The organism is Mesorhizobium sp. CNPSo 4688 (assembly GCF_057784295.1).
Genome location: NZ_JBWLUY010000012.1, coordinates 108920 through 131188 on the forward strand (window position 1 = coordinate 108920; position 22269 = coordinate 131188).

The following is a 22269-nucleotide window of genomic DNA, read 5'->3' on the forward strand; positions in this document are numbered from 1 at the left end:
TGGCGAGAGGAAAACCGACATGAAAACGTCTGTCCGGAGTCTTGTTCTACGCTCGCTGCTCGGTGCCGGAATGATCTTGAGCATTGGCGCGGGTTCCGCAAATTTTGCCGGCGCGCAGGAGGTGCACAGCCTCTCGGATTACGTGGCCAAGAAAGGTCCGCCGCATTTCGATAATCCCTCAGCGGCGGTGGAAGCGTTCAAGTCGGCCTTGGCGAAGGATGATTTCGATGGACTGGCCGGACTGCTTGGGCTGGATGCCACGAAGCTGCGGACAAGCGAAGGCGTGATGGATACCTACGCGCAGATCCGGCAAGGCGCTGCGAAGACGGTGATCGTGCACGATCTTGGCGATCGCAAGGAACTCAATATTGGCGATAAGCTATGGACGCTGCCATTCCCGATCACCAAGGGTAAGGACGGCAAATGGGCTTTCGACACCCAGGCTGGCATCGAAGAGATCATCAACCGGCGCGTCGGCGAAAATGAGATCGCGGCAATCGAAACGGTTCGCGCCTACGTGGACGCCCAACGTGATTACGCGGCAGAAGACCGCGATGGCGATGGCGTGCTCGAATACGCCCAGAAGCTGATCAGCAGCGAGGGCCAGGCCGACGGACTGTATTGGCCGTCCGATGAAGCCCATGGCGTCAGTCCGGCAGGCGACTTCATCAACCAGGCTGATCTCGACAAGGCGAAGAAAGGCAATGGCTATTTTGGCTATCGGTTCCGCATCCTGACGGGCCAAGGCAAGAACATCGCCGGGGGCGCTTACGACTATGTCATCAACGGCAACATGATCGCCGGTTTCGCGCTTCTGGCCTGGCCTGTGAAATATGCGGAAACGGGTGTCAAAACCTTCGCGGTCAATCAGCAAGGCATTGTCTATGAGGCCGACCTGGGTCCGAAAACGGAGGCTGTGGCTGGCGCGATAAAGCAGTTCAATCCCGACGACAAATGGCAGGTGACCGGTGATTAGCTTCAATTTGAAACCGTTGCTCCTGCCGCCAATCCCGGCCCTGCTGCCAGAGGCCACTTCATGATCAACCAGAACTGGTGGTTCACAACTCTGCTAACCAAGCAGTTCAAATACAGCCCGCCGCTAAATCGGCCGATAAAGTGCGACGTGTTGAAGTCGCTCGCCGCCGCCATTGCTGTTCTTGCCATGGGTGGTTCGGCTTTGGCGGCCGTCGTGGTTAACAAGGATGGCGAGATCCGTACGCTTGTAGTGACGGAAGGCGGCGACAAGACGAAGCTTGTACTGCATGCCGGTGAGACCGTGGAATTCTGCCCGAAAGGCTGTTTCGTCACCTGGCCCAATGGTGACCTCGAGCCCCTGACCGGGTCGGAAACGATCGAGATTTCGGGTGGCGTCGCTCGTATCAAGTAAAGTCGGCGGCATGAGGTATTCGATTTCCAGTTCCTCGCCGCGCTTCGATGCGAAACTTTACGGGACATGCCAGCAGTTGCGCAAAACAGAGGACTTCGATACTTCAATTAGCAGTGTGGAGCGGCATGCTATCAGTCCTCGGGGGTCACTATCGTGGCAATCTGCATCGACTGATCGGTTGGCGACAACGGTATCAGCCACCTTGTCGAGGTTGCACACTTGGGGGGCGTTTTGAGAACCGGCGTTATAAGTAGATTGAAAGTCCGGCGGGCCACCAACGCATTGCTGGCATTTGCATTGGTCGGCCTGCTCTTAGGCTGCGCGTCCCGCCCGAAGAATGTCTTGTTGCCGGTGGCCGATACGTCCCCGTCATCCAGCAAGGTGGATATGCTGGTGACTACGACGCGCGCCCGTTCGACCAATCCTGCTGAGATGTATACGGGCGAACGCGGAAGCGCTCCCTCGTTTGCGGACGTTACGGTGTCTATCCCGCCAGCGTCGGTGCGCAAGGTCGGCGAGGTCGCCTGGCCTAAGAAGCTGCCGTCAAACCCTGCAACCGATTTCGCAGTGGTGAAAGCCGAAGAACTAACACGGGATGGCGCGAAGGCATGGCTGCACGCCTCCGTCAGGAAGAGCCCGGACCACAGCGTTCTGGTTTTCATCCATGGCTTCAACAACCGCTTCGAGGACTCCCTGTATCGCTTTGCGCAAATCGCTAAGGATACCGGTACGGACAGCGCTCCGATCCTGGTCACATGGCCTTCCCGAGGCAGTACGCTGGCCTATGGCTACGATCGCGAAAGCACCAATTATACCCGCGATGTACTCGAGCTGCTGTTCCAGTATCTCGCCCGCGATCCTGACATAAAGGAGGTCTCGATCCTCGCCCATTCGATGGGCAACTGGCTTGCCTTGGAATCCTTGCGCCAGATGGCCATCCGCAACGGCGGACTGCCGGCGAAATTCAAGAACGTAATGTTGGCTGCGCCGGACGTCGATGTCGACGTGTTTCGCACCCAGATTGCCGATATGGGCAAACACCACCCACAGTTCACCCTTTTTGTCTCGCAGGACGATCGCGCGCTCAAGGTTTCGCGACGGGTGTGGGGCAATATCCCGCGCCTCGGTTCGATTGATCCGCAGCAAGCTCCGTACAAGGAAGAGCTCGCGAGCAACAATGTGGTCGTCATCGACCTGACGAAAGTTAAATCCGGCGACAGTCTGAATCACGGCAAATTCGCCTCATCGCCGCAGATCGTGCAGCTGATCGGGACGCGCATGGCCGGCGGCCAGACCCTGACCGACAGCAGGGTAGGCCTTGGCGATACGATCGTGCAAGCGACGACCGGTGCGGCGGCGGCGGCTGGCAGTGCTGCAGGGTTGGTGATTTCGGCACCCGTTGCAGTGGTCGATCAGAACACCAGGGAAAACTACGGCAACGAGGTCGAGAGTTTAACTGGTTCTCCAAGCAGCCAGGCCAACAAGGGTTGCGCGAACTCCACGAAGGGCTGCAAGAAAGTAATGACTCAACGGGGCCAGGGCGGCAGCGAAGCTTATTGATGCCCAATCTCGAAATTGCTTCTCACGTTCCGTGAGAATGGCATTTCAGATGGCAACGAGCGAGCCCAGCCGCACCCGAAGCGGCGCCTCTGCGGGTCCTGCATGGCTGGAAGGGGGGATGATGCATCGCACCGCTCGGATAGCGCTCGCCATCATCCTGTCACTGGCTGTTGCAATTTTGACTGCCTGGGCCGGATTTGCCATGTGGTATCGGCTGCCTGGGGGAGAACCTAGTCGGGCTGTGGCCTGCGCCCTTTTCGTTTTGTTCGGCCTCGGCACCATCATCGCGCTCTTCAGCCGGTTTCGTATCCCGACGTTTGTCCTGTTTGTGGCCGCGTTTGCTGCGGTTCTGGTCTGGTGGAGCACCATCAAGCCTTTGGGCGACGCCGACTGGGCGCCAGATGTGGCCCGTCAGGTAACCGGCACCCGCGACGGAAATCTGTTGACGCTGAAAGACGTGCGCGACTTCGAATGGCGCAGCGGCACCGATTTCACCGAACGCTGGACAAGCCGGACCTACGACCTTTCCACCGTTCAGAGCGCCGACCTCTTCATGTCCTATTGGGCTGGGCCGAAAATCGCCCATGTCATCATGAGCTTTGGTTTTTCCGGGGGTGAGCATCTTGCCTGGTCCATCGAGGTGCGGCGTCGTGTCGGTGGCGAGTTTTCGCCCATAGCGGACCTGTTCAAGAGCAATCCCCTGGTCATTATCGCGGCCGACGAGCGAGACGTGGTCGGCGTCAGGTCAAATGTTCGGGGAGAGGATGTCCAGATCTATCGCCTGAGAGCGTCGCCGGACGCGGCCCGCGCGCTTCTGCTGGAATACGTCTCGGACGCAAATGCGCTTGCCGCGACGCCTGCATTCTACAATTCCATCACGACGAATTGCACGACGACGATCGTCAAGATGATGCGAGCGGTCGGTGACTCAATTCCTTTCGACTGGCGCCTCATCGTCAACGGCTATCTTCCGGAATATGCGTACGACCGGGGTGCACTCGACACCCGCTTGCCAATGTCGACCTTGAGGGAGTTGGCCCACATAGACGACCGTGCGCGGAAGTCGGGCCTGTCGCCGGATTTTTCGAGATTGATCCGGGTTGGTGTGCCGTCTCCCCACGTAGGCTATTGATCTCGCAAGGGCGTCGCTGGTGGGGCGAAGCGCCAGCTGGCGCAGCAACACTGCTAGCCGCCCTAAAGCGGACTCGCTATGATTATTGCAAATTCTGTCGGCCTCATAGCAGCGGCGATCTTCGCGCGGTTCAATAGCAACAGGTGAATGCGCATTGGGCGCAACAACTCGCGCAGCGGATCAACTTTGCAGCTAGCGCCGGGGGGCAGTATCGAGAGTCAACCGCAGTCCAACGCAGAGACCCGCCATGAATGATACTGCCACCACCGATGCGACTGGTCGATCGGATCACGGCGCTGGTGACACGCATCGAAAGGCGCTGGAGGTCAATCTCGACCCGACGAGTTTCGGCTCGTTTGCCGAGATCGGCGCAGGTCAAGAAGTGGCACGATGGTTTCTGCGCGTTGGCGCCGCGTCCGGCACGGTGGCCAAGACCGTCTCAGCCTACGACAAGGAAGTGAGCGACGACCTCTACGGCTCCGGAACACGCTACGTGTCCAGGCCGCGGCTTGAGACGATGCTCGATCATGAGTGGAAATCGCTTGTGCAACAGATCGGTGACACGCGTGGCAAAGATACGCGCTTGTTTGCTTTCGCCGATACTATCGCCGCCCGCAACTTTGCCGGCACCAACGATTGCCACGGCTGGATCGGCGTCCGCTTTCAGGATCACCCGCAGGCTGAGGCGAGCGACATTCTGCTGCACGTAAACCTTCGCGATAATGCCAACCTGCTTCAGCAGGAGGCGGTGGGCATTCTCGGTGTGAACCTGCTGCATGCGCTGCTGAATGAGCGGGCAGCCCCCGGCGATTTGCCCGCGAGGATGTTCGACAGCCTTGCAAATGATCGCCTCGAAATTGATCAGATCGTGATGCGAGGCCGCGCGTTCGCGGGTTGCGACATGCGCGAACTGCACATGGCCTTGGCGCGCGACGGCAGGGCTGAGGCGGTGACGCTGAACAGTGATGGCGTGGCCGTCGCTGCGAACGAGTTCCTCTACAAGAAGTCTGTGGCCATCGTACCGTTGGCGAGCGACCCGCGCGACGACCTTTCTCCTGAAGCGATTGCGGCGTGCCTGGCAACGCTCCGACGCGAGGTCGCTGGGAATCCTGAGGTGAAGGATGTCATCGATGTGCGCCTAATGGTCGTCGATTCTGATACCCCGCTGCCTGCAATGGGCAAGGGCGCGGCGATGATGATGCGGCACCGCCAGTTGTACCGCGCCACCGCATTCGTGCGTCGATACACACAGGCGCCTTTGCGTTTTGCCGTGCCGCTGCCTGCGTTGATACGGGTTCTAGACGATGTTAGATACCAGCACCTGGAAGGCCGCCTGCTTGAGGGTATCGCGCGGCTTTTCGGCTCCAACGTACGTGTACTGGCCTATCCATGCCATCGCGAGGAGTTGCTTCCCCTGCTGGAGACTGAGCTGGGCCGCGGATGGGAGGTCGACGATGGCCGGCAATGGATAACTGCCGATCAGTTGCGCCCCGCACCCCCTCTATTGCATCTTTATGAATATCTGCTGGCCAGCGGCTTCCTGGTTGCGATACCTCCCAGCTAGCGATGGTAAGTCATGCAAACTTCTCAACACCCCGGCGGCATTCCTTCCCCGGCTATGTCCGCTTCCCGATCCCATCACACTCAAAGTGGGTAGGAGGGCAGGCCGCGCCCCCAAACCCAGGATCCACCGCAACCTACCGTCATCCGTACAGTGAATGAAAATGGCCGGCGCTATCATGGGATGCGGCCAACCGGCTCGTCGCAGCGGTAGAGTGGGCAGCGGCCATCACGGGTCTGGACATAGGCCGACATCGGCATCTGCGGCCAGTCGCACTCGTTGCCGAACTGCCTGACATAGCGGTCATAGGTGTTCGGGCCGGTGGTCAGCACTACGGCGTGGCGGCTCTGAATCATCTGTTGAAGCTCTCCGCAACTCATCTTGCGCGTATCCGGCCGGGCGTTGGCTAAGCCGGTCGCGGCAAACATGATCACTGCCGTCATCGAAATAATTCGGTGCATGGAAATTCGGTGCATGGACATGAGACGTCACCCGCGAACTGATATGTCACGCGAAACTCGCATCCCGGCGGGCGGTTCGGCAACAGCCAGCTCACTACATTTTTTGCGGCGCAAGGCGATTGTACAGTCGACAGACCGGGCCGATTGAATGCCTCAGGGGATATTGGGTCTTCTGTGATGTTGGCGGACGGGCGGCTTAGGCTCGCTTCCCGCAATGGTTAGCCCTCCTCCAGTCCTGCAATGCGCAAACCCTCGAAGATCGCTGCCATGCGCGATGGATCGTATTCCGGCAGTCCTGCCCTGATGCTCGCGATCGTAACGTCCGGCGCGAGTGTCCGGAACTTTGCCAGGTAGCGTCGAGCCTCATCCATTCGGCCGAGCTGTGCATTTGCCGCGATCAGCATCCAGTAAGTCGGGTCGAGGCCCGCGTTGACCGCCATTGACCGCTCCGCGGCTTTCAGCGCTTCGAGATAGTTGCCGCGCGCCATGTGCACATGCGCAATCGTGGTCATGGGCCACGGCGCCGTCGGGTCGCCCGGGCTCATCAGGATCGCGCGCCGGCTATGGGCGAGCGCGTCCTCCAGGTCCCCGCAATGCAGTTCGGCAATGCCTGCGACCATCAGCACAAACTGACTGTTGGGGTTCGCCTCGACGGCATTGGCGACGATCTGCATGCCGCGGTCGTACTCCCGCATGGTCACCAGCGTCAGCCCGCATTGCGCCAGCACGGTCGCATCGCCCTGCGGATCGGCAAGGGCGCGGCGCACCAGATCGAGACAAGCGGCCCGGTCGTCGCCGGTAAGCTCGGGCCAGCCCATGGCAATGCGGAACTCGAGGGCAAAACAGGCACCGGTGAGGAACGCCGCGTAGTGCGGCTCGAGCGCGACTGCCTGCATGAATAGCTCAAAGGCCTCGGCGTTGTCCTCGGGCCGCGCGCTGTACGTCTTCGACAGGGCCCTGAGGTAGAGGTCGTAAGCATCGAGGCTTTCAGGGCGTTGCCTGCGGGAGCGTTCGATTTCGGCCTGTCGGATCTGCGGCTCGATGACGCCGATAACACTTTCGGCAATGCGGTCCTGCACGTCGAACACGTCTGCGACGACACCATCAAACCTGTCGGCCCAAAGATGCGCCCCGGCTATGGTCTCGATGAGCTGTGCGGTGATGCGCAGCCGCTCGCCGGAGCGTCGGACGCTGCCTTCGAGCACGTAGCGGACTCCGAGCTCCCGGGCGACCTGCCGCACGTCGATGGCCTTGCCCTTATAAACGAAGCTCGAATTGCGGGCGATCACCGCAAACGACTTGAAGCGGCTGAGCGCGGTGATGATATCCTCGACGATGCCGTCGGCGAAGTAGTCCTGCTCCGGGTCGCCGCTCATGTTCTGGAACGGCAGCACCGCAAGCGCCGGCCTGACGGGCAGGCGCTCCGTTGCACGCGACGGCCCGCGCTGCTTCGCCCCATCCGGGCGCAGACGATAGGCACGGATCGGCCGGGCGATGTTCTTCAGCGCCTGCTCGCCCATATCCTCGAAGCGCAGGCCGATCTTTCCCGCAGCATCTTCCTGTACGCGTGCGGAAACGCAGATCCCGCCCGGCTCGGCGATCCCCTCCAGGCGCGCGGCGATATTGACCCCGTCGCCGAAGACGTCGCCGTTCTGCTCGATAACATCGCCGACATTGATGCCGATTCGGAATTCGAGCCGTTCGTCAGTTGCTACGGCAGCATTGCGTTCTGCCATGCCGGCCTGCACCTCGACGGCGCAGCGCACCGCATCGACGACACTGGCGAATTCCGCCAACAGCCCGTCGCCCGTCGTCTTGACGATCCTGCCACGATGCCGGGCAATGCAGGGATCGAGGTGCTCGCGGCGATGGCAATTCAAGCGGTCGAGGGTACCTTCTTCATCAATGCCCATCAGCCGACTGTATCCGGCGACGTCAGCCGCAAGGATCGCCGAGAGCTTGCGCTCGACGCGGCCGATTTCCATCCGTGTTCCCTCCGAGGCATTAGTATCATATTCGCCCAGGTAGAGTGATCCAAGGGCCGCTCTTCCAGTTCTTTGGGGTCGCGGCAACCATGCCCACCAGAATGTCGGCTTGTGACGGTCGGACAATGCACCTGTCGCGCTGCGTCCGCTCTTGCTTTCCGGACGCAAGCAAAGCCGCGATGCTTGGTGCCGTCAAACGACCAACGGCAAGGCACACGACTTTTTCTTGCTCGGGCGCGAGACGTTGTGGGGACCATCAGGAACCGTGACGTGTTCGACCGCTCGACCGACCTGTTCGCGCAAGCGATCGCCCAGGATTCGAGCTATGGCGAACCCTATGCCGGCCTCGCAATGGCCGAGGTGCTCAGCTGGCAGTACCATTGGACGGATGGCTGGAGCGAGTCGCTTGAAAAGGCTGAGCGCGATGTCAAGTTGGCCTTGCAGAAGAGTCCGCAGGTTGCCTTCATGCACGACGACGCCCGGGTCCACCCGGATGACCGGTTCTGATGGTCCGCACCGTGAAGCTGCCGGTCCGCTCTCGGCTCAACTGCTGACATTCAGTCAGACAAAGAGATACTGAAAAAGCGGCTTCTGACTCCAAGCAAATTTCCATAGCGCGCGCCACGCCAGACCTGGGCAAGCAGATCCTTCTTGCTGACGATCTCGTTGGGGCGCGTAGCCAAGACTACCAGAACATCGAATGAGCGCGCGCCGAGATTGACAGGAATACCTTGCCGCAGCAGGAGCCTTTCGCCCGCCGCCAACGTGAAGGGACCAAACGCTACTCTATCGCTAGTCTTCTCGGCTGGCGACATCATGGCATCATTCCTCGTTGATCCTGATGGCTGGGGCACCTCCCGATCGAAGTCCAAGACCTAAGTTGCTCGCCCCGGCGCGACGGATTGAGCGGGACGTGTTGTTGGACGCGTTCTAAGCGTTCGCTGGCAAGCGCTAACACCGCATCATAGTGTATAAGGGTGTTCCAGGCGATCCTTCTCTATATGTCGAGGCAGCAGAAATAATCAGCCTGCTCTGTCGGTCGTCTTTATGCCGAAAATCTTGCCTTGCACGAAATCGGTCTCAGAAGGCGTTCTTGCACTCGACCGACAGACATCGCTGAAGGAAGCTTGGAAGGGGCGGCTACTTGCGGTCTGCATGTAGATTGCAAAGCCTGCGGAGATTTAGCGGCGGCGGCTTCAGCGAAAAGCGGTTGACTACTAAGCCGTAATACGGAGCGACTTGTCGTCAGGGTGCGTTAATGGCACCGTGTCCTCCGGCGGTTGGCACAGCTCCCAACTTTTTGGGCGATGAGGCGGCATATGCATGCGCAGCGCAGAGTCCAAGAGCTCCAGAAATGCACTGACGATCTGACTCATATTCTCAATCTGAGCCAAACTTGGAGCGGGCGGGATACAAGTTTTATCGCTGAAAGCCTTATAGCTACACTCTGCCCCATGCTCGATCTGGATTTTGTCTATCTCCGCGTGGATAAAGCGGTACACGCGTTTATCCGATTTGGACAGTTGCTGACCAATGCGCTTAAAGCCGACTACATGTCGGACCGGGTTGGGCGCTGGCTCGACATAGACCCGCCACTACGATCTCCACATATTTCAGCTGGCGAGATTTCAATCTCGGTTGTCGCCGTTCCATTGGGCATCGCCGCAGGGATCGGTTGGTTGGTGGCAGGCTCGCGCCGCCCCGCGTTCCCCGCACAAACGGAGCAATTGCGTCTCAACGTGGCTGCTGGCCAGGCGACAATCGCCTTTCGAGAAGTATGGCAACTGAGCGACCGTCCTCTGCTGCGTCCCAAATCTGACTGCGACCTAACCGACAATTATCATGCCAAAAGTGAGCTCGAACTGAGGACTTTCATCAATACGATACCTGTGGCCGCGTGGTCCACCACTGCCGACGGGATGGCCGAGATTTTCAACCAGTATCATTTAGATTACGTTGGGCGAACCTACGCAGATATGCAGGGGCTAGGCTATCTTGCGACGTTTCACCCCGAGGATCTGCCGGTTCTCCTTCCTCTCTGGCAACAGATGCTCGCCTCCAAGGAGGGAGGTGATCTAGAGGGCCGCGTACGCCGGGCGGATGGAGAATATCGCTGGACGCTAATACGCGCCAGACCTCTGCTTGACGATAGTGGCAATGTCCTAAGGTGGTTCGGCGTCACCACCGATATCGAAGACCGCAGGCGCGCGCAGGACGCTCTTAGAGCAGCAGAGGCGCTCGCGGAGAGCGAGCGGAACTTCCGCTTGGTGATTGACTCTCTGCCCGTTCTTGTCTGGGCAAGCAGCGCAGACGGAAGTGCTGACTATGTAAATAAGCAATACCTTGACTACGCAGGCCTCCCCGAGCGCGACATCATCGGGTGGGGATACTTAAATTTGATCCATCCTGATGACGTAGAGGGGCTGGTCACCAGCTGGAAAGCTCAACTGGGGTTGGATTGGGCCGTGAGCCAAGCCCGTCTCCGTCGCCACGACGGCGAATACCACAGGTTCTACTTCGCCGGCCGGAAATTCACTGACTCAACCGGCGCAGACAGATGGTTCGGGGTCACTTTAGACATCGAGGATTTGAAGCGGGCTGAAGATGCCTTGAAGGCCAGCGAAGCTGCCCTTCGAATGAGTGAACGCAGACTGCAGCAAATCATTGCCGCGATCCCGGGATTAGTTTGGTCTGCCACCGGCGCTGGCGATGGCACGTTCGCAAATCAGCATTATCTCGACTATGTAGGGTTCTCGGCAGAGGAAGCCCTCGGACGTGGCTGGGCCACAGCTGTTCATCCGGATGACTTAGCAAACCTCGCCGCTTCGTGGGAATCCATGCTGCGCTCGGGCAAGGGTGGAGATGTCGAGGCGCGAATACGCCGCGCGGATGGCCAGTATCGCTGGTTTTTGTTTCGGACTAACCCGCTTTACGACGATAACGGCAACCTTATCCAGTGGTTCGGCATCAACACGGATATCGACGATAGAAAGCGCGCCGAACAAAACTTGCGCAAGGCACAGTCGGAGCTAGCGCACGTCACCCGCATGATAACGATGGGTGAGCTGGCTGTCTCCATCGCCCATGAGGTGAACCAGCCGTTAATGGCTATCGTCACCAACGCAGCGACATGTCTAAGGTGGCTGGAGGATGGCCAACTCAATGTCGCTCAGGCGAGGCAAGCTGCTGATCGGATCATCAGGGACGGACATCGGGCGGGCGAGATTATCGGCGGCATTCGGGCATTGGCGCGAAAATCGCCTCTAAACATCGAACCGATGGATCTTGAACAGGCAATCCGCGAAGTCCTGGAATTGATGCATGGTGAACTCAGTCGCAATGGCATCGACCCAACGGTTCAATTTTCAGGGCATGCTGCTGAGGTACTCGGCGATAGAACCCAACTTCAACAGGTCGTACTCAATCTAATCATGAACGGTGCAGAGGCAATGGCGGGGAGTCCCCAACCGCGTGAGTTGGTCATAAAAACATCCCTAATCGACGGGTTCGCGAAGGTCAGCGTAGCCGACACTGGTTTCGGCTTTGACCCCAACACTGCAGACCGCTTATTCGACGCATTTTTCACCACAAAGCCGAGTGGACTCGGGATGGGCCTTTCAATTTGTCGTTCAATCATCGAGGCTCATGCAGGCCAAATCGGCCTAACACAGAACCGACCTGCAGGCAGTGTATTCAGTTTCACCGTACCTTTGGCGTCGGAGGCGGTTCCCGGTGAACAAAGACGATAGTGTGGAAACGCCGTCCGTCATCGTCATCGACGATGACAAAAGTGTACGCGAGGCACTTCGAGGTTTGTTCGAGTCTGTTGGGCTGACAACCGAGACCTACGGTTCGGTGCACGAGTTCAGGGCCAATGACCGGCCTGATCAACGAGGCTGTTTGGTGATCGACATTCGACTGCCCGGCGAGAGCGGACTCGAATTCCAAGAGTCACTCTTCCGCAAGGGGTCGCCCAGATCGGTTGTCTTAATTAGTGCGCATGCCGATGTACCGATGTCCGTACGGGCTATGCGGGCCGGAGCCATTGACGTTTTGACTAAGCCGGTTCGCGAACAGGATCTTCTCGAAGCGGTCTATCGGGGGATCGCGGAAGATAGTGCACGCCGAAATGAGGCAAGGTTGAGAGCCGGCGTTGAGGCGAAATACGCTACCCTCACGGGTCGAGAGCGACAGATCATGGGCCTGGTCGTAGAGGGTATGCAGAATAAGCAAATCGCTGCAGAGCTATGTATCACTGAGGCAACGGTTAAACTCCATCGTGGGAATGTTATGCGGAAAATGGCGGCGGATTCGCTCGCCGCGCTTGTCAGAATGGCTGACGCCCGAACTTAGCCCTCGAACAAATTCGAGCGAGAGACACTCCTCGACTAACGTCTAGCCACGCGCGTCTTTTCGCTAGCTTGAAGCGCCAGCGAGGTGAGCGCACTATCCCCGGATGACGGATCCAAAAGTGCCGGGCCTGACGCCTACCGTTGCATGCGTGGACGACGAGGCGTCGATACGCGAGGCACTTGATGGACTGCTTAGTGCCTACGGATACAGGGTGGTGACTTTCGCTTCGGCTGAAGCTCTCCTTGACTTCGAACTTCTTGACTCCGTCTCCTGCCTCATTGCCGACATAAGGCTGGGAGGCATATCCGGGCTGCAGCTTCTGAAAGAGTTGACCGAGATGGGACATGTAATCCCGACCATCATTATCTCAGCCTTCGGCGAGAATGGTTACCGGAAGCAGGCCATGGAGGCTGGCGCAGTCGATGTCTTATCGAAACCCATTTCATCAAAATGCCTCCTGACGGCCGTCGAGGCTTGCCTGAAAGGCCCCCGACCCGAGGCGGCATAAACGACCAAAACCCGAAACGGTATCGGAGCACACATGCAAACATACCAGATCGATATTCCGGAGAGTACGCAGACTGAAATCCCCTGTGTTCAAGTGGAAACGCTAGAATTTGGGCGGTACCGCATTCTACCTGCCTCGCGTCTTCTGCTTTGTTGCGGTGAAGAGATCCCGATTGGTGGCCGCGCATTTGACCTGCTGGTCACTCTTTTGCGGATGCCCGGCCGGGTGATCGACAAGAATGAGATTAGAAAGAACGTTTGGCCATCCACCACCGTAGACGAGTCAAACATTAGATTTCAGATCGCTTCGCTTCGCAGAGTTCTCGGACCCGAAGGAGATTTGATCAAGACGATACCAGGTCGTGGCTACCTGATCGCCGACACGGATCGCATTTCGGAACCATCCGGGTCCGCACCGCCACTAATGCCGGCGAACCCTACTGAGTTTCCAATCTGGCTGAAGGGCCAGAGTGACGCAAACCCCATGCAGGATCAGTACGTGGCCTTGGTAGATGACGACGCAACCATTTTGGAAGCCCTGGCGGGCCTCATTCGTTGCGCCGGCTTTCGCGCCGAGACCTTCCTGTCAACACGCGCGTTCCTGGATAGCGACCAGTCCTATCCGCCAATCTGTATCGTGCTTGATGCCTGGTTGCCCGGCCAGGGCGGTTTAAACTTTCAGGACAAGCTGCTTAGTGCTGGTGCCTACGTTCCCATCATCTTCATCAGTGGTTATGCCGATATTGCTATGTCGGTCCGTGCAATCAAAAACGGTGCGTCGGACTTTCTAACCAAGCCGGTAAGGCACGAAGACTTACTGAACGCGATCAGTACGGCTGCAGTGGCCTCAGCACCGGCTTATATCGAACAATATCGATCGTCATAGGTCCGATACGGACTTCGAATCGCACCCTGCTCTTATCGTCATTCGGAGGCGGCGGAGATCACCATCTTCGCAATTTTGTCTGCCATTCCCCGAAGCAATGTATGGTTCCCAACCCGATGCCGTTCACCAATCCAGAGCGGATCATTGTACCCTATCCAAGTTTTTCCTGCAGCGTCCTGCCACACGAGCGCTTTTAGTGGCAGATCGATCGCCACGGTTGGAGCCTCCTGCATGAGCGGCGTCCCAGCTTGAGGGTTGCCGAAAATTAGGACTTCAGCAGGCCCCAGTTCTAAGCCGACTTGTGCTGCAGCCGCTGCGTGATCGATCCGCGCCACAATCGCCATTCCGTTACCAACTGCCGACGCGCAGAGACGATTCATGGACACTTTGGAGTCGAACCTGCTTTCACGCGCGATAAAGCCTTGCAGGGTCATACAAGTTCTCACGAGCCATTGCCGTACTGCGATGACCGCCCCTCGACCTCGCCCATCTTCAGGGCAACCTCGGTTGGCGTCAGAATGCCCTTCCTGAAGAGAATGTTGGCGAACGCGACGATCCAGCGTTCGTAGTAGCTGAGCTTGCCCACCAGTTCGGCGCCGAGAGCTTCGACGCCGCAACGCTTTTCCTCTGTGTTGATGATCTTGTGAGAATCGAGGACGTCTGCCAGCGCGTGGCAGCGCTTTTCCCAAGGCTCAAGCTCGTGGTCTACGCGATGGATGGTGTCGGCCTGCAAACCGCCGATATCGTTGGGAAGTCGACTTACAAGGTGACGATTGTCGGTCATGGTGCAACCTCTTGCTCTAGTCTGACGGGAACCACGCCTATCATGGCATCACGCGTGACGAGATCGGCTAGCTGCTGTTCGTCAAAAGCATCGGAACCGTCCGGACGCATCGGCAGCACCAAGTAGCGGACGAGCGCGGTAGAATCGCTGACGCGGACCTCGACTTCGTCGGGAATTTCGGTGCCGAATTCTGCAAGGACGGCGCGAGGCTCGGAGACGGCGCGTGCCCTATACGGCTTCAGCTTGTACCAGTCCGGCGGAAGCCCCAAGACGGGCCGAGGATAGCAGGAGCACAGCGTGCAGACGATCAGGTTGTGAACGTCCGGTGTGTTTTCCAGCACAATGAGTTCTGTGTCATCGTAGAAGCTGATGCCGAGCTCCTCGCAGGCAGTGCGGCTGTTCTCCAGCAGGCGGATCTTGAACGACGGGTCGACCCAGGCTCGCGCGACGACCTTTGCACCGAGGGCGGGGGTGCGCGAGTCAATAACTTCGATCTGGCGGCGGATCTCGTCGGCACGGATCAGCTTGCGCTCGATCAGAAGCTCGCGGACAGCCGTTTCCATGATTTCGAAATAGCTTGGCGCTTCGGCCTGCGTGATTTCGGCGTGATCGTGATGGTGGTCCTGTTCGGGGTCGGCCATCTTCATATCCTTTCCAGCCATGTCTCGAAGATTTCGATGCGCAGCCCGTCTCGCGGCGAACCCGCATAGTCGGCCCAGATCTCGGTCATCGGTATCGCAACGCGGTAATAATGCCGCTTCGACCCAGCGTTGCGGCCAAAACCCTCTTCCTCGTTGTCGACGGCGGCCGTTTCGATCACGGTTTCTACCGATCCCTGCTTGCCGCGCAGGTAGATCGGCACGCGGTAATGGCCAATCGGAGCGCGCATGAGTATCCGGACCCGATCTCCCGCTTTGAAAATCGGCGCCTCGCCAGTGGCGAGCACGACTCTGAAGTGTGCGGGTTTCGAAGCTCGGCGAGTATTCGACATACTCTCGTCCTTCAATTTCGACCTCCTTCGCGGAATGTCCCGGCCTAGCTGGCTACGAAGCGGAACGCGTTTCCGGTGCGGTCTGCATAGCCGACTCCCGGGTATTCCCAATGGTAACCAAGCAGCTTCACTTTGTCGGTCGCCGCTCGGTCGAGCAGCTTGAACCGGTTGCGGATGGCCAAGTCCGGAAGCGTGTCGTAGCCGAACGTCCAGTCAGGGTGTTCGAACGAGACAATCTGGTTGTTGGCCACGTCCGCGCTGATTAGCAGCCCTTCGCCCCCTGCCAGTTCGAATGACAGGTGGCCGGGCGTGTGGCCGGCCGTGTCCAGAACGGCTATGCCCGTCACGACCTCGTCGCCAGGCTTCAGCATCACGACGCGGTCCTTGATGGCACCAAGGTCCCGCTGCGCCCCTTTTGCAAAGTCATGTAGGGCAACGGGCATGCTGGTCAGATAATCGGCGTCCATCCAGAAAGCCCATTCCGATGCGCCGACATGGTAGGTCGCGTTCGGGTATCTCAGGCCGCCGCTCTCCGCCAAAGTCGCCCAGATGTGATCGGGATGCGCGTGGGTAAAGATCACCTTGGTGATGGAAGAGGGATCGACTCCCGCCCTCTGCAGATCGGTCGCAAGACCGCCGTCGCTCGTCTGGTATTTGTGACCGGCACCGATATCGACGAGGATGAGATCATTCCCCTTGCGCAGCAGCGGAATGTTCGTCTTGGCGCGAACCACGCCACCGGGAGCATCGATGCGACCAAGGATGGCGGCTCGCTCCTCAGCCGCAACGTCGGGCACCAGGATTTCGCCGGGGACGGAGATAAACCCGTCGCTGAGTACGGTGATCTCAAACTCACCATGCGAGAAGGTGTAGGCCGGCGCCGCGTGTGCCGCTTTCGGCAGCAGCGTCGATACCGCCAGCGCGCTGGCGGCTCCGAGCACCTGCCGACGAGTGACGAGATCGAGGTCCATGGCAATCCCCTTGCGTTCGTTGAAATCCACCTGCGGCCTAAAGCCTGGGTGCTACGGCGTGCCTGGCTTGGCCGGCACGTCGAAGCTGACAATCTGGCGGTCGATGACGTGATGCGTGGGATCCGCCAGCTCCACCAGTACCTTGTGGGAACCGGGATTCAGCCCGACAACGATTATTGTCTCGCCGCTGGCGTCAACGAAATGCCAGGGCGCGTCATCCACGGTTATGTGGACATGGCCAATGCGTGGCGAGACGTCGAGGGCCCCTTTTCCGAAAACCGGCACGACGCGCAGGTTCTCGGTGCGGTACTGGATAAAGACGAGGCCGCGCGACAGCGGTTCTGCCAATGGCGGGTCGACGATGAGCTTCGGCGCCGGCTCATTCTCGATGGCGACCAGCGGCGATGGACCCACAATGTCCTTTGCCGATTGCGCCGACGCCCCGGTGGTCATCCCGACTGCTGCGGTCATGGCAATCAAATCCTTGAGACTGAGGGTCATGCGAAATCCTTCGTTGAGGGAAACTTAGATCTGTGCTGACCCACCATCGACGAACAATTCGCTCCCGGTGACGAAGCTGCTCTCGCTTGACGCGAGGAAAAGCGCGGCGCTGGCCGTTTCATCGGGGTGGGCAAGCCGCCCCAACGGTGTCGTCGTCGCGACGAAGCGGATCATCTCGTCCCGCTCCGTCGGAGACGCTGCGAGGTCATGCCAGCCGGGTGTCGATGTCGCTCCGGGAGAAAGCACATTGACGCGAATGCCCCGGCCGGCGAGGTCAAGAATCCAACTGCGTGCGAAGTTCCGGATCGCGGCTTTGGTGGCGCTGTAGACGCTGAAGTTGGGTGTCCCCGTGGTTGCGGTCGTCGATCCGACGAGGATGATCGAGGCATCGTCCTTCAACAGCGGCAGCGCCTTCTGAACAGTGAAGAGCGTTCCCTTGACATTGGTCCGGAAGGTGTTGTCGAAATGCTCTTCGGTGATCGCGCCCAATGCGGCGAACTCGCCGCCGCCAGCATTGGCGACAAGTACGTCAATCGTTCCGGCGTCGTCGCGGACGATCGCATAGAGGCGGTCCAGATCGGTCATGTCGGCTACGTCACCCTGGATGCCGCGCGCACCATTGCCGACTGCGAGCACCGCGCTGTCCAGTTCCTTCTTCCGGCGGCCCGTCATGAAGACCCGAGCGCCCTCCCTGGCAAATCGCTTGGCCATCGCCAGGCCGATGCCGCTCGTCGCGCCGGTAATGACGGCGACCTTTCCGTCGAGTTTGCCCACGGCAAATCTCCTTTTTGTACAGGTTGAGTCACACGCCCTCGTAGACCAGCCGAGTAAAGAAGGCCGGGTCGATGACGAAATTGCCCCATATGGAGTCGAAGACGGCCGTAGGCTTCGCCGCAACAGTCTCGTCGCGCGTGCGACCTTCGCGCTTGAGTTTGGCGACGTTGTCCCTGATCCCGACCAGCATGTCGCGGAAAGCCTGCAACTCGGCGCGGTTGCTGACCGGCTTGCCGTGGCCGGGAATAATGATCGTCTTGTCGGTCGTCGCCGCGAGATTGGCATCCGAGGCGGCGATCATCCCGTCGATGCTGCCACCGGTCGAGTAGTCGATGAAAGGATAGACGCCGTTCCAGAACGTATCGGCGACATGCACGATATCCGCTTCTCCAAAAGTGACGGAGATATCGCTGTCAGTGTGAGCAGGACCATAGTATTTGAGCGCGATGGACTGGCCGTTGAGCTCGAGATCGTGGCTCTCAGCGAAAACGTCCGTCGGCAGGCTGACGGCGGCCAGCGGCAGGAAATTGTAATCCCATTCCTCGACGCGCTGCACTTGCGAGAGGTATTTCAGGGTGTTGTCGTGTGCGATGATTTTTGCACCCGCCGGACCCAGCCAGGAATTGCCGTCGGCATGGTCGAAATGCCAGTGGGTGTTGATCAGGTGCGTCACAGGATCGGCGGACATGGCCTGCAGTGTCTTGGTCATCTGCGGCCGCGACACGCTGATCCCCCCATCGACGAGCACCTTGCCATCCGGCCCCGTCAGCACGGCGACGTTGCCGCCCGACCCTTCCAGCACGCTGACATTGTTGCGCAGCCTATGGACCGTGATCGGCGACGTCGCGGCGCTGTCCTTGATCAGGCTGACAAGGCCCCTGGCCTCCGCATAGGCCGCGCGGGGGCTGAGCCATCCGCCGCCTGCCGCGATGGCCGAGGCGCCGATGCAGCAAAGGCAGAAACCACGGCGGGTAAGGGGATGCTGACGGGAAACGTTCATGTCATGGTCCTCGATTGGGCGTGAGAGCCCTGTCGGCGCATGCGCCGGCCTTGGCGACCTGGCTCAGTTGATGGCGAGCTTGCGATCCAGGAAATTTCTGATCAGCGGCGCCATCTCGTCGAGCTTGTCCTCGAGCGCGAAATGGCCGGTATCGATCAGATGGAGCTCCGCGTCCGGCAGGTCGCGCAGATAGGGACCGGCCCCGTCGGCTGGAAAGATCTTGTCGTTCTTGCCCCAGATGATCAGCGTCGGCGGCTTGTGCTCGCGAAAGAAGGCCTGGAAAGCCGGATAGAGCGGAACGTTGGTGCCATAATCGTGGAAGAGGTCGAGCTGGATGTCCTTGTTGCCGGGACGATCAAGCAAGGCTTGGTCATGCGCCCAGTTGTCGGGATCGATGCGCGACACGTCCGACACGCCGTCCGTGTACTGGAACTTGGTGGTCTCCGGCGCGACAAGAAAGCTCAGCGCCTCGCGGTGGGCATCCGATCCGTCCGCCCAATACGCCTTGATCGGATCCCAGAATTCCTTGAGTCCTTCCTCGTAGGCGTTGCCGTTCTGGATGATGAGGCCGGTCACGCGCTCGGGGTGCTTGAGCGCTAGTCGGTAGCCGACAGGTGCGCCGTAATCCATGACGTACATCGCATAGCTTTTCGTCCCGAGCTGGCCGAGTAGGCCGTCGACCAACTCGGCATAGTGGCCAAAGGTGTAGGCGAATTCCTTGTGATCGGGCGCGCCACTTTGGCCAAAACCGGGATAGTCGGGCGCTATGACGTGGTAACGATCAGCAAGTGTCGGTATCAAATTGCGGAACATGTGGGACGATGTCGGAAAGCCGTGTAGCAACAGGACCACGGGTGCATCGGCCGGGCCGGCTTCGCGGTAGAAGATGTCGACACCCTCGACCTTGGCGGTACGGTAGTGGACCGCGGGCGGAACCGTCTGTTCGGCGGCATACGTGGGTTGGATTCCGACGTTCAGAGGCGCCGTTGACGAGAGCAGGACGGACGCAAGCGCCAGGGCGGCAACCCTCGAATTGAAATTCAACATTTCAGCTCCTTTGCCGGCTCGGGGCCGGGGTTACGGGAAAGGGGCGCTACGCGGGAGGGGAGGGCCGCGTAGCGCGGCTTCGGCCAATGCCGAGCGGGGGCAAGTTCAGGCCGAAGCACGTATGAACGAGAGAAGCGCGGCATTGATCTCGTCCTTCCGGGTGGTGCACATGCCGTGCGGTGCTCCATTCAGGATCTTGAGCTGCGACCCCTTGACCAGCTTGGCCGTCAGTAGGGCCGAATCGGCGATTGGCACCAACTGATCGTCCTCGCCGTGCAGGATGAGCGTTGGAACGTCGATCTTCTTCAGGTCTCCCGTGAAGTCGGTTTCCGACTGCGCCTTGATGCCGAGATAGGAGGCGGGCATGCCCGCCATCATGCATTGCAGGACGAACTGGTCTCGCACGCCTTCTGAAATCGTTGCGCCAGGCCGGTTGTAGCCGTAGAAAGGCAGCGACAACTCACTCCAGAAGGCCGACCTGTCCTCGCGAATTTTCCCGCGCAGTGCATCAAATGCTTCGATCGGGGCGCCCAGCGGGTTTGCTTCGGTCTTCAGCCGAAGCGGTGGTATCGCGCTGATTAGTACCAGCTTGGCAACGCGCTTGGTTCCGTGCCGACCAACATATCGCGCTACTTCGCCGCCGCCCGTGGAATGGCCGATATGCACGACGTGCTTCAGGTCCAGCGCCGCAACCAATTCGGCGAGGTCGTCGGCATAGGTATCAATGTCGTTGCCTCGCCAAGGCTGGCTGGAACGGCCGTGACCACGTCTGTCGGCGGCGATGGCCCGATAGCCATTCGAGGCCAGGAAGAACATCTGGTCTTCAAAAGCATCCGACGACAGCGGCCAGCCGTGGCTGAACACGACCGGCTGCCCGGCGCCCCAGTCCTTATAGTAGATACGCGTGCCGTCGCTGGTGGTTAGGAAACTGCCGGACAGCGTTCCCTTGCGGCGTTCCGTGGCGGCTTCGGCGCGGTCCGCACCGGTCATGCCGGGCAGACCCAAGGCCGAGGCGGCAAGCAGCCCAGTCGTTCCCATCAGAACGGTGCGGCGCGATGCCATGGCATGAGGCGAGTACGAAGTCTCGGTCACAGCTTTATCCTTTTCGATTTTGTCGATCGCTTGGCACCGGCGGACCAGGACCCGCAGCGCCGTCGTGCGAAGCGGTCAGGATTTGATGAAAGCGAGCAGCTCGTCGTTCACCCGATCCTTGAGCGTGGTGCACATGCCGTGCGGGGCGCCCTCGTAGACCACGAGCTTCGCGTTCTTGACGATCTTGGATGACAGCAGGGCGGAGTCGGCGATCGGAACGATCTGGTCGTCGTCGCCGTGCAGGACGAGCGTCGGAACGTCGATCCGCTTGAGGTCTTCCGTCAAGTCGGTTTCGGAAAACGCCTTGATGCAGAAATACGAGGCCGGGAAGCCCGCCATGATGCTCTGCAGCCAGAACGATTGCCGGACACCCTCCGAGACCTTGGCGCCGGGCCGGTTGTAGCCATAGAACGGCAGGCTGAGATCCTTCCAGAACTGCGAGCGGTCGGCGACGACGGCGGCGCGCAGTTTGTCGAATTCCTCCATCGGCGTGCCGCCGGGGTTCTTCTCGGACTTGATCATCACCGGTGGGATCGCCCCGATCAGCGCAGCCTTTTCGACGCGCCCCGTACCGTGCCGGCCGATGTAGCGCGTCACCTCGCCGCCGCCAGTCGAATGGCCGATGTGGATCGCCTTCTTCAGATCGAGCGCGGCGGTCAGTTCCGCGAGATCGTCCGCATATGTGTCGAGGTCATTGCCCTGCCAGGGCTGGCTGGAACGGCCGTGGCCACGCCGGTCGTGTGCGATGCAGCGGTAGCCGCGCGAGGCCAGGAAGAACATCTGGTCCTCGAATGCGTCTGCGGTCAACGGCCAACCATGGCTGAACACGATTGGTTGTCCGGAACCCCAGTCTTTGTAGTAGATCTCAGTGCCGTCCTTGGTCTTGATCGTGCTCATTGTAAGTCCTCTCGTTTCACAAAACTTACGCAGCGGAAGCTCGTTGATCCAATGAGTTTCCGAGAGAGTGCGTGAGAAGTTGTGAGACGAAGCGAAGACAAGGGTGGTCGGCTTGATTGCGGGCTGCCGCAGCGAATGGTGCCTTAGTTTGTAGAGCATTGAGCGCAGGAAGACGCTCTCCCGGACGTGCATAAAAGACGTAGCTTTGTCTTGCAGTCGGCCTCGTTCTCTTCCAACAGAAATCTCAATCTCGCCACGATGCAGCCAGATCGCATACTGAATGACAGCTTATCGCCGGCAGCAATAGAAAATTGAACAGGGCCGCTACCGCCCGAGATTCGGTCGTTCGTAAACTGGCTTCAGCGATCGGTTGGTGACTA

24 protein-coding genes are annotated in these 22269 nt (G+C 59.5%); 10 read left to right on the forward strand and 14 right to left on the reverse strand.

Going from position 1 to position 22269, the window contains the following annotated elements; genetic code table 11:
• The first annotated feature begins 19 nt into the window (after positions 1-19).
• From AC04SH_RS23330 to AC04SH_RS23350, 5 genes are all read left to right on the forward strand, one after another.
• Positions 20-976 carry a DUF2950 domain-containing protein gene (locus AC04SH_RS23330; RefSeq protein ID WP_488576827.1) on the forward strand — a complete coding sequence of 319 codons (957 nt, stop codon included), beginning with the start codon at positions 20-22 and terminating at the stop codon, positions 974-976.
• Between the two features lie 147 nt (positions 977-1123).
• Positions 1124-1387, forward strand: coding sequence for a hypothetical protein (locus AC04SH_RS23335; RefSeq protein ID WP_477231968.1), 264 nt, complete (start codon positions 1124-1126; stop codon positions 1385-1387).
• Between the two features lie 282 nt (positions 1388-1669).
• Complete coding sequence (locus AC04SH_RS23340; RefSeq protein ID WP_488576900.1) at positions 1670-2947, forward strand: alpha/beta hydrolase; 1278 nt, start codon at positions 1670-1672, stop codon at positions 2945-2947.
• 121 nt (positions 2948-3068) lie between these two features.
• Positions 3069-4079 carry an Lnb N-terminal periplasmic domain-containing protein gene (locus tag AC04SH_RS23345; RefSeq protein ID WP_488576901.1) on the forward strand — a complete coding sequence of 337 codons (1011 nt, stop codon included), beginning with the start codon at positions 3069-3071 and terminating at the stop codon, positions 4077-4079.
• A 247-nt stretch (positions 4080-4326) separates the two neighbouring features.
• Positions 4327-5643, forward strand: coding sequence for a hypothetical protein (locus AC04SH_RS23350; protein WP_488576828.1), 1317 nt, complete (start codon positions 4327-4329; stop codon positions 5641-5643).
• Positions 5644-5816: 173 nt separating this feature from the next.
• Here AC04SH_RS23350 and AC04SH_RS23355 read toward each other — a convergent pair whose 3' ends face one another.
• Both AC04SH_RS23355 and AC04SH_RS23360 read right to left on the reverse strand, forming a co-directional pair.
• On the reverse strand, positions 5817-6116 hold the full coding sequence (locus AC04SH_RS23355) for a hypothetical protein (RefSeq protein WP_488576902.1): 300 nt from the start codon (positions 6114-6116) through the stop codon (positions 5817-5819).
• Positions 6117-6319: 203 nt separating this feature from the next.
• Positions 6320-8086, reverse strand: coding sequence for an adenylate/guanylate cyclase domain-containing protein (locus AC04SH_RS23360; protein ID WP_488576829.1), 1767 nt, complete (start codon positions 8084-8086; stop codon positions 6320-6322).
• A gap of 270 nt (positions 8087-8356) precedes the next feature.
• On the opposite strand from AC04SH_RS23360, the gene AC04SH_RS23365 reads away from it, so the two are divergent.
• Positions 8357-8593: a hypothetical protein gene (locus AC04SH_RS23365; RefSeq protein WP_488576830.1), complete on the forward strand. Its 237-nt coding sequence runs from the start codon at positions 8357-8359 to the stop codon at positions 8591-8593.
• A 50-nt stretch (positions 8594-8643) separates the two neighbouring features.
• Here the strand turns inward: AC04SH_RS23365 and AC04SH_RS23370 are convergent, their stop codons facing one another.
• Entirely contained in the window at positions 8644-8904 is a 261-nt protein-coding gene (locus AC04SH_RS23370; RefSeq protein WP_488576831.1) for a winged helix-turn-helix domain-containing protein, read from the reverse strand.
• Positions 8905-9405: 501 nt separating this feature from the next.
• Here AC04SH_RS23370 and AC04SH_RS23375 point away from each other — a divergent pair.
• The 4 genes from AC04SH_RS23375 to AC04SH_RS23390 all read left to right on the forward strand — a co-directional run bounded on the left by AC04SH_RS23375 (position 9406) and on the right by AC04SH_RS23390 (position 13832).
• Complete coding sequence (locus AC04SH_RS23375) at positions 9406-11835, forward strand: PAS domain-containing sensor histidine kinase (RefSeq protein ID WP_488576832.1); 2430 nt, start codon at positions 9406-9408, stop codon at positions 11833-11835.
• Positions 11819-12439, forward strand: a complete 621-nt coding sequence (locus AC04SH_RS23380; protein WP_488576833.1) for a response regulator transcription factor — start codon at positions 11819-11821, stop codon at positions 12437-12439. The genes AC04SH_RS23375 and AC04SH_RS23380 overlap by 17 nt, the downstream gene beginning before the upstream one ends.
• A gap of 118 nt (positions 12440-12557) precedes the next feature.
• Positions 12558-12947, forward strand: coding sequence for a response regulator transcription factor (locus AC04SH_RS23385; RefSeq protein WP_488576834.1), 390 nt, complete (start codon positions 12558-12560; stop codon positions 12945-12947).
• 33 nt (positions 12948-12980) lie between these two features.
• Positions 12981-13832: a response regulator gene (locus tag AC04SH_RS23390; protein WP_488576835.1), complete on the forward strand. Its 852-nt coding sequence runs from the start codon at positions 12981-12983 to the stop codon at positions 13830-13832.
• 38 nt (positions 13833-13870) lie between these two features.
• Here AC04SH_RS23390 and AC04SH_RS23395 read toward each other — a convergent pair whose 3' ends face one another.
• From AC04SH_RS23395 to AC04SH_RS23445, 11 genes are all read right to left on the reverse strand, one after another.
• A complete protein-coding gene (locus tag AC04SH_RS23395) occupies positions 13871-14266 on the reverse strand; it encodes a DUF302 domain-containing protein (RefSeq protein WP_488576836.1) in 396 nt (131 codons plus the stop codon).
• 8 nt (positions 14267-14274) lie between these two features.
• The gene (locus AC04SH_RS23400; RefSeq protein ID WP_488576837.1) at positions 14275-14616 is read right to left on the reverse strand and encodes a nitrile hydratase; all 342 of its coding nucleotides are present in this window, start codon (positions 14614-14616) and stop codon (positions 14275-14277) included.
• The gene (locus tag AC04SH_RS23405) at positions 14613-15257 is read right to left on the reverse strand and encodes a nitrile hydratase subunit alpha (protein WP_488576838.1); all 645 of its coding nucleotides are present in this window, start codon (positions 15255-15257) and stop codon (positions 14613-14615) included. Before AC04SH_RS23405 ends, AC04SH_RS23400 begins: the two co-directional genes overlap by 4 nt.
• Before the next feature lie 2 nt (positions 15258-15259).
• The gene (locus AC04SH_RS23410; RefSeq protein ID WP_488576839.1) at positions 15260-15622 is read right to left on the reverse strand and encodes an SH3-like domain-containing protein; all 363 of its coding nucleotides are present in this window, start codon (positions 15620-15622) and stop codon (positions 15260-15262) included.
• 29 nt (positions 15623-15651) lie between these two features.
• Positions 15652-16578 carry an MBL fold metallo-hydrolase gene (locus AC04SH_RS23415; RefSeq protein ID WP_488576840.1) on the reverse strand — a complete coding sequence of 309 codons (927 nt, stop codon included), beginning with the start codon at positions 16576-16578 and terminating at the stop codon, positions 15652-15654.
• A 51-nt stretch (positions 16579-16629) separates the two neighbouring features.
• Positions 16630-17079, reverse strand: a complete 450-nt coding sequence (locus AC04SH_RS23420; RefSeq protein WP_488576841.1) for a DUF6130 family protein — start codon at positions 17077-17079, stop codon at positions 16630-16632.
• Between the two features lie 24 nt (positions 17080-17103).
• A complete protein-coding gene (locus AC04SH_RS23425) occupies positions 17104-17853 on the reverse strand; it encodes an SDR family NAD(P)-dependent oxidoreductase (RefSeq protein WP_488576842.1) in 750 nt (249 codons plus the stop codon).
• A 28-nt stretch (positions 17854-17881) separates the two neighbouring features.
• The gene (locus AC04SH_RS23430; protein ID WP_488576843.1) at positions 17882-18853 is read right to left on the reverse strand and encodes an MBL fold metallo-hydrolase; all 972 of its coding nucleotides are present in this window, start codon (positions 18851-18853) and stop codon (positions 17882-17884) included.
• Between the two features lie 63 nt (positions 18854-18916).
• The gene (locus AC04SH_RS23435; RefSeq protein ID WP_488576844.1) at positions 18917-19900 is read right to left on the reverse strand and encodes an alpha/beta fold hydrolase; all 984 of its coding nucleotides are present in this window, start codon (positions 19898-19900) and stop codon (positions 18917-18919) included.
• Positions 19901-20005: 105 nt separating this feature from the next.
• The gene (locus AC04SH_RS23440) at positions 20006-20962 is read right to left on the reverse strand and encodes an alpha/beta fold hydrolase (protein ID WP_488576845.1); all 957 of its coding nucleotides are present in this window, start codon (positions 20960-20962) and stop codon (positions 20006-20008) included.
• A gap of 105 nt (positions 20963-21067) precedes the next feature.
• A complete protein-coding gene (locus tag AC04SH_RS23445) occupies positions 21068-21889 on the reverse strand; it encodes an alpha/beta fold hydrolase (RefSeq protein WP_488576846.1) in 822 nt (273 codons plus the stop codon).
• Positions 21890-22269 lie beyond the last annotated feature (380 nt).

Bases quoted from the DNA above. Each gene is read 5' to 3' on its own strand.
- AC04SH_RS23330 (WP_488576827.1), top strand. From the start codon at position 20: ATGAAAACGTCTGTCCGGAGTCTTGTTCTACGCTCGCTGCTCGGTGCC.
- AC04SH_RS23345 (WP_488576901.1), top strand. From the start codon at position 3,069: ATGCATCGCACCGCTCGGATAGCGCTCGCCATCATCCTGTCACTGGCT.
- AC04SH_RS23350 (WP_488576828.1), top strand. From the start codon at position 4,327: ATGAATGATACTGCCACCACCGATGCGACTGGTCGATCGGATCACGGC.
- AC04SH_RS23355 (WP_488576902.1), bottom strand. From the start codon at position 6,116: ATGCACCGAATTTCCATGCACCGAATTATTTCGATGACGGCAGTGATC.
- AC04SH_RS23360 (WP_488576829.1), bottom strand. From the start codon at position 8,086: ATGGAAATCGGCCGCGTCGAGCGCAAGCTCTCGGCGATCCTTGCGGCT.
- AC04SH_RS23370 (WP_488576831.1), bottom strand. From the start codon at position 8,904: ATGATGTCGCCAGCCGAGAAGACTAGCGATAGAGTAGCGTTTGGTCCC.
- AC04SH_RS23375 (WP_488576832.1), top strand. From the start codon at position 9,406: ATGCATGCGCAGCGCAGAGTCCAAGAGCTCCAGAAATGCACTGACGAT.
- AC04SH_RS23390 (WP_488576835.1), top strand. From the start codon at position 12,981: ATGCAAACATACCAGATCGATATTCCGGAGAGTACGCAGACTGAAATC.
- AC04SH_RS23395 (WP_488576836.1), bottom strand. From the start codon at position 14,266: ATGACCCTGCAAGGCTTTATCGCGCGTGAAAGCAGGTTCGACTCCAAA.
- AC04SH_RS23400 (WP_488576837.1), bottom strand. From the start codon at position 14,616: ATGACCGACAATCGTCACCTTGTAAGTCGACTTCCCAACGATATCGGC.
- AC04SH_RS23405 (WP_488576838.1), bottom strand. From the start codon at position 15,257: ATGGCCGACCCCGAACAGGACCACCATCACGATCACGCCGAAATCACG.
- AC04SH_RS23415 (WP_488576840.1), bottom strand. From the start codon at position 16,578: ATGGACCTCGATCTCGTCACTCGTCGGCAGGTGCTCGGAGCCGCCAGC.
- AC04SH_RS23420 (WP_488576841.1), bottom strand. From the start codon at position 17,079: ATGACCCTCAGTCTCAAGGATTTGATTGCCATGACCGCAGCAGTCGGG.
- AC04SH_RS23430 (WP_488576843.1), bottom strand. From the start codon at position 18,853: ATGAACGTTTCCCGTCAGCATCCCCTTACCCGCCGTGGTTTCTGCCTT.
- AC04SH_RS23435 (WP_488576844.1), bottom strand. From the start codon at position 19,900: ATGTTGAATTTCAATTCGAGGGTTGCCGCCCTGGCGCTTGCGTCCGTC.
- AC04SH_RS23440 (WP_488576845.1), bottom strand. From the start codon at position 20,962: ATGGCATCGCGCCGCACCGTTCTGATGGGAACGACTGGGCTGCTTGCC.
- AC04SH_RS23445 (WP_488576846.1), bottom strand. From the start codon at position 21,889: ATGAGCACGATCAAGACCAAGGACGGCACTGAGATCTACTACAAAGAC.